At 53.6% G+C, this 6,000-nt stretch carries 2 protein-coding genes; one reads left to right on the top strand and one right to left on the bottom strand.

The features are described 5' to 3' along the window. Window positions 1-185: 185 nt before the first annotated feature. Window positions 186-629: a hypothetical protein gene (locus HF921_RS03275; RefSeq protein WP_215893297.1), complete on the bottom strand. Its 444-nt coding sequence runs from the start codon at window positions 627-629 to the stop codon at window positions 186-188. A 693-nt stretch (window positions 630-1,322) separates the two neighbouring features. On the opposite strand from HF921_RS03275, the gene HF921_RS03270 reads away from it, so the two are divergent. Next, window positions 1,323-5,705 carry an autotransporter outer membrane beta-barrel domain-containing protein gene (locus HF921_RS03270; RefSeq protein ID WP_215893296.1) on the top strand — a complete coding sequence of 1,461 codons (4,383 nt, stop codon included), beginning with the start codon at window positions 1,323-1,325 and terminating at the stop codon, window positions 5,703-5,705. The last annotated feature ends 295 nt before the right edge of the window (window positions 5,706-6,000 follow it).

Below are 6,000 nucleotides of genomic sequence, written 5' to 3'. Positions count from 1 at the left end.
TGCTGGAGATGCAATCTCCGGCTCCGCGGGCTTGTCGGTGACAGCGACACAAGCGGCGGAGTTGTTGCTGTTTGACCTGCCATAAATGGCGGCCATGGCGTGTCGATTTTATGCGATTCCCTGGCAAAGTACGAGTCCTTTCCAATCCACAAATGAGTCTGAACAGGCGGGCTGAGTGAGTTTACTCAAGCGACCGGGGTCAGGGCTTTGTTAATGGTACGGAACAGTTTATCCCGTGCCGCGTTTAGGCGACGGGCTGCTTCATTATCGCTGAACCGATGGGCTTGTGCATCCAGGTCAGCGAAGCGGATGCCGGGTCTGAGGAATTGGCTGGCCTCAGGCAGGGACTTGAGCTTGTCGTAGGGCGTCATCATGGCCTCGTAGCGGTAACGTTTGCGCAGGCGGCCCTTGGCGTCGAGGTATTCCTCCGGGAAGAAGCAGGGCCGGTGGAAGTTCAGGTAGGGCGAGAGGACGGTGAAGGGGAAGGCCTGGATGAGGTGCTCCAGGATGGGGAGGAGGAAGCGCTCGCTGATGCGCTCGACGGCGCAGACAAACTGGAACTGGGTGACTTCGTCGACGGCGTTGATGAGGTAGAGGCCCTTGATGCCGTCCAGGTCGCACTGGTGCACGGAGTCGACGCGCAGCCAGCCGGGGTGGCCGCCGGGACGAGGCTTGCGCCGCTCGCCAACGCCGATTTAAAACTGACACACTGGGGGTGCGGCGGGTGCCTGCCCGCTGACCTTCATCAAGCCCTGAATCACGGCATTCAACTGACTGAAGTTTTAGAAAATCGACGCTGAAGCCCCTGTGAATGCTGGGGCAGCATTACGAAATAGGCGATTTTTGCCGATGAACTGTCGAACTCGGGGACAGGTTCGACCAGTTGCATTTTCAATGCATATCATTATGTTACTTTTTATGTGATATAAAATTCTGATATATAATCCATGCGGCAATGCTTTCAGCTATTGAAATTGGCCAAGAATCAAGTCGAAATAATTATTGACCATGTTGTGTCTGATACATAACATAGTACATCAATGGCACATATATATGCTTATATATTGAATTGTGACATGATAATATCTATATAAATCAGCGTAGTGATGTATTTTATGGTAATCATTAAGCAAGGGCTATCTAATATGCCATCAAACAGTAATTATAATTACCTGTCCGGCGGCACCCCAGATCGGCCCGTAACATTTAATCTGGCGCATGCCGTACGTTTAATCGTACGTAGTCAGCTTATGTTCCCATTGTTGTGCTTCCCATGTGCCGCCACGGCCACGCCACAGCTCATCAGTGGTGGTGGTACGGTCATGGCTGGCGCAGGCAACACCAGTAATGCCGGGATCGTGGTCAATGCCTCCACTCTGGATATTGCCGCTGGCTCTGGTCTGGGTAGCGGGTTGCTCGACCTGCAAAATGGGGCGCTACGTACTTCCGGCAGCATGACGATCGATAACAACATTGCGCTGGATCAGGGTGTTCCACCCGCCGCCTTGACCTCTCTTTGCGGGGGCGCCTACTGCTTTGGGGTCGGCGACAGTATGACGTTGAATACGGTCGGTAATACCTATGTGAGTACGCCTTCCCTCCTGCAACAAATGCAATTCCCCAGCAACAACAAGGCGCTCGGCATATGGCTCACCAAAGGCTGGCAGGCCAACTGGATGGCAGGCATGCAAAAGTCTATGCAACAGGGTTCCGTACCCATCCTGTTTGATTATTACCTGGGTGACCTGGGCTCCATGGGTTCAGGTGCCTGGGGTTATGTGCAGCAAAATGCGCAAGCGTGGTTGGCAAACACCCAACTGCTCGCTAACTATCTGTCCACGCTGAGTGGTACCGTGTCCGTAGTGATTCAACCTGAGTTCAATGTCCCTGGGGTAGGTAATCAGGCGCAATTCGGGGCATGGCTCGCCCAGGCTGCACAGATTCTTCAACATGCCCAGCATCCTGGCCTGACTATTCTCACCAGTGCTGGCGTCGGAGACTTCGGCGTTTATAGCGGCAGCACCGAAAACGCGTCCCAATGGTCCAGCTTTTATCCATCCCTGAGCGTCGCCGCGCCATACCTGAATTTCATCACATTTCAGGAAATGCGTGGCGCAGTTACCGGTGGCGCGGTGGTCAGCCCTCAGCAGGAGGGTATGAGCACCATAGCCGGTAGGGTTATCGCCTTTTCCCGCTATCTGCAAGCGACCTATGGCAAACCGTTATTGCTCGGGTACATGATGATGAATCCGTACACGCCAGCAGGCGATACCGCAAACTGGTCGGCGATCGCTGCCAAGGCCTATGCCGAAATCTTGCAGGTTTCTCCTGAGTTACAGCAGCAGGGCGTCTTTGGCAGTCTCGCTATGGCACTCTTCAACGACATGAATCACGCAACGATCAATGGCGTCGATTATTTCGGCACTTCTTCGGACTACTTCGGACTGGTGAACAGCAATGGCGCCCCGAACACGGCCGAGATTGGCAATGGACCCTATGTGCTCAACGCGAACGGGCAGGCATGGGTCAACGGTACGGCGAACGCCAGCACCGTACAGGAGATCCGCAATGGCGGAACCATTGATACGGCAGGAAATGCCGATACATTCAATGGTACTTTTTCAGGTAATGGGGGATTATTCGTGGTCGGGGGCGGTAGTGTGACGCTGACCGGGAACAATACCTATGCCGGAAACACCTATATTGAAGACTCCACCCTATTACAGTTGGGCAATGGTGGTAGCACGGGCCGTATTCTTGGCAACATTCTCAATGACGGTGTTTTGTCATTTCATCGCTCCGGCAATGTCACCTTTCCGGGTCAGATCAGTGGCCTGGGCATCGTATGGCAACAGGGACCTGGCACTTTGTATTTGACCGGCAGCAACAGTTATACCGCCGGCACCCTGGTTACGGGTGGCACCTTGGGCGTGGGAGCCGAGAGTGCGCTGGGCAGCGGCAATATCACCTTGGATGGCGGCACTTTTGAAACGACTTCGGCATTACAGGATAGTAAAGCGTTCTTCATCGGCCTCAACGGCGGTACTCTGAATACGGACGGTTATACGGACACCTTCGCCGGCAACTTCACACCAATGAACAGCACAATCGATGGTGGTGTCACTGTCACCGGGGGCGGCACAGCGTTATTTACCGGGGAGGACAGTTATACAGGGGGTACCACGATCACGTCGGGTACCACGCTCCAGATTGGTAATGGCGACAATAGTCAGAGCGGTATTCTGGGCAATGTTCTGGATAACGGTTCCATTGTTTTTGATGTGCCTGAACAGGTGTCTTTTCCGGGTATGATTAACGGATCAGGCAGCGTCCGTGAAGAGGGTTCTGGCATCTTGGCCCTCACTGGCAACAATGGTTACGCTGGCGGCACTGTTGTCAGCAATGGCGGCACCCTGGCTATTGGCGCTGAATCTGAAATGGGTAGTGGTAACATTACCCTCAATAACGGGACATTCCTGACCACGGCCGCATTACAAGATGGCCGCGCCTTTTTTATCGGACAAAATGGTGGAACGATCAACAATGCCGGTTTCATCAACCGTTTTGCCGGGAATTTCATTCCCGCAAATGGCACTTCAACCGGTGGCCTGACAATCTCCGGAGGCGGTACCACCATCCTTTCCGGAGCGAACACGTATTCCGGAGGCACCACGATTAATGGCTATACGAGTCTTCAGATTGGCAGCGGGGGCATGGGTGGGAATCTTCCGGGCAATGTCGTCGATAATGGTGCGCTGGCGTTCAATAGCGCCGGAAACATTGTGGTTCCAGGTACCATCAGTGGATATGGCATGCTCTGGCAACAGGGGCCGGGCCTGCTTACATTAACCGGCGGCAACACCTACCAAAGCGGCACTACGATTGCGGGTGGCACCCTCGGTGTCGACAACGTCGATGCCTTGGGTGATGGCGTAATCACGTTGAATGGAGGCACATTCCTCACCACGCAAGGCTTGAACCTGTCGTTGCCCGTTGCGGTGAACAGCAATGGGGGTGTTATAGACACGGACGGCAATATCGACACGGTAAATAGCCGTTTTTCCGGGAACGGTCCACTGACGATAGTCGGTGGTGGATCACTGATCCTGGATAACGCCTCCAATACGCTGGGGCACGCAACGGTCGGCGGCGTGTCTGGCTTTTCCACCGCCACGACACCGACCACGCTGGAAGTCGGTGACGCCACGCACCCTGGTGCCACCCTGAATAGTGCTGTAACCGTGACTTCAGGAGGTGTTTTGCGCGGCCATGGTACGGTCGTGGGTAATGTCACCAATGATGGTACAGTATTCCCCGGTGGCAGCATCGGCACCCTGCATATCAACGGCAACTACACACAGAATGCTGATGGTACGCTGGCTATTGAGGTTGCCCCTTCGGCGCATGATGTGCTGGCCGTTTCCGGCACCGCCAACATTGCCGGAAAATTGCTGATACAAGTGGATCCCGGCGCCAGTTATGTGGCCGGGGATCAGTACCAGATACTGACTGCGGGAGGGGGGATTACGGGAGCATTCTCGACAACTGTTTATGATCCATTTCCGGCCTATGTTACCCCCAATCTGGCGACCAACGAAAACGGGCTCAGCATCCGATTGGCCGCCACTCCTGGACCAGTGGGCATGAATGACGCTCCGGCATATCTCGGCGGGCAGATTTACGCAGATATTCCTACCGTATTAATCAACATGACAATGCAGGCAGATGCGCTGGTGTTTGCGCATGATAAAGGTTCCGCAGGTGCGGTGATCGCGCACACCATGTTGGACTCCATGGGGACCGTCATGTCAGGGCAACTGGCCAATTTATCCGTCCCCGGTGCGCAGGATCAGAATACACAGAATGGCAGGTCACCATTCGGATTCTGGTTACAGGGATTAGGCGACGTCGGTAATGCTACTGGATCTGCCGGAATATCTGCGTTCTCCGATCAAAGCGGTGGCGTCTATGGCGGCGCCGATTTTCGGCACCACGGCTTTACGGCAGGTGTGGCGATGGGGTACGTGCATACTTTGTTGAACCTGCCTGCTACGGGATATACGGACGGTAGCCAGGCCAATATCGGGAGTGTGAGCATGGTGCTGTATGGAAAATATCAGCACCATCATGTATTCATGCAGGGACTGGTGGGGTACACCAGTGAGTCCATCCAGGGGTTGCGTAATCTTCCGAATACGGGCGCTACAGCCTTAGGCAGTTATCACGGGCAGATGATACACGCTGTGCTGCAGGGCGGGTATGCTGTTCAGACGCCCTGGGTGACGGTGACCCCCAATGCCGGCGTGGCAAGCTATTCACAATCACAACCGGGATTCTCGGAGCATGGGGCCACATCACTCCTCGACTTAAACTATGCCGCTCAGACGGACAATGAAACGGATGCTACAGCGGGCGTCGACTTTAGCCGCGTTTATCATATCGGGAAAATGACCGTAACACCTCATGTTGATCTCGGGGTCCAGCGTATTTTAACCGGTAATACACGTGCTATCACGGAAACATTAGGCCAGTTGGCCCCGGTATCGGAGGTGGGTATAGCTCCGGATAGGACGTCGCTGGCCACTGATGTGGGCGTTGATCTGCATATTATCCATAGATTATCTTTGTACGCCGAGTATCTGGGAAACTATGCCGGCAACATCTCAACCACTGGACTCGCGATGGGCGGAGTCTGGCGCTGGTGATTTCAGGAATCGAAAAATGGGGTGGAGGCCATAAAAATCGCATATTGCTGTTGTTATATTTTTTATATTGCATGATATAAATGTGAATTTTTATAAAATATACTACTTATTATGGATAATATATACAATATTCGTGGGCCATATAGATGGCAAAAGCTCAGTTGTCAACGTGCCTAATAACGATAGCCAAAGTACGCCGTCGGTATCATTTCAATTTAAAGAGTCCATCAGTATGTGGACTATGACGGAGATGTTCCGAAGTACCCCCGATAGGAAAGAGCAGCCCGCAGAACCT

Source organism: Acidithiobacillus ferriphilus, assembly GCF_018854775.1.
In the GTDB taxonomy this organism is placed as follows: Bacteria; Pseudomonadota; Gammaproteobacteria; order Acidithiobacillales; family Acidithiobacillaceae; genus Acidithiobacillus; species Acidithiobacillus ferriphilus.
This window is presented reverse-complemented; position numbering and strand designations above follow the sequence as displayed.

What these genes read in the sequence shown, in the direction of transcription:
- HF921_RS03270 (WP_215893296.1), top strand. Translation starts at nt 1,323, where the DNA reads ATGGCTGGCGCAGGCAACACCAGTAATGCCGGGATCGTGGTCAATGCC.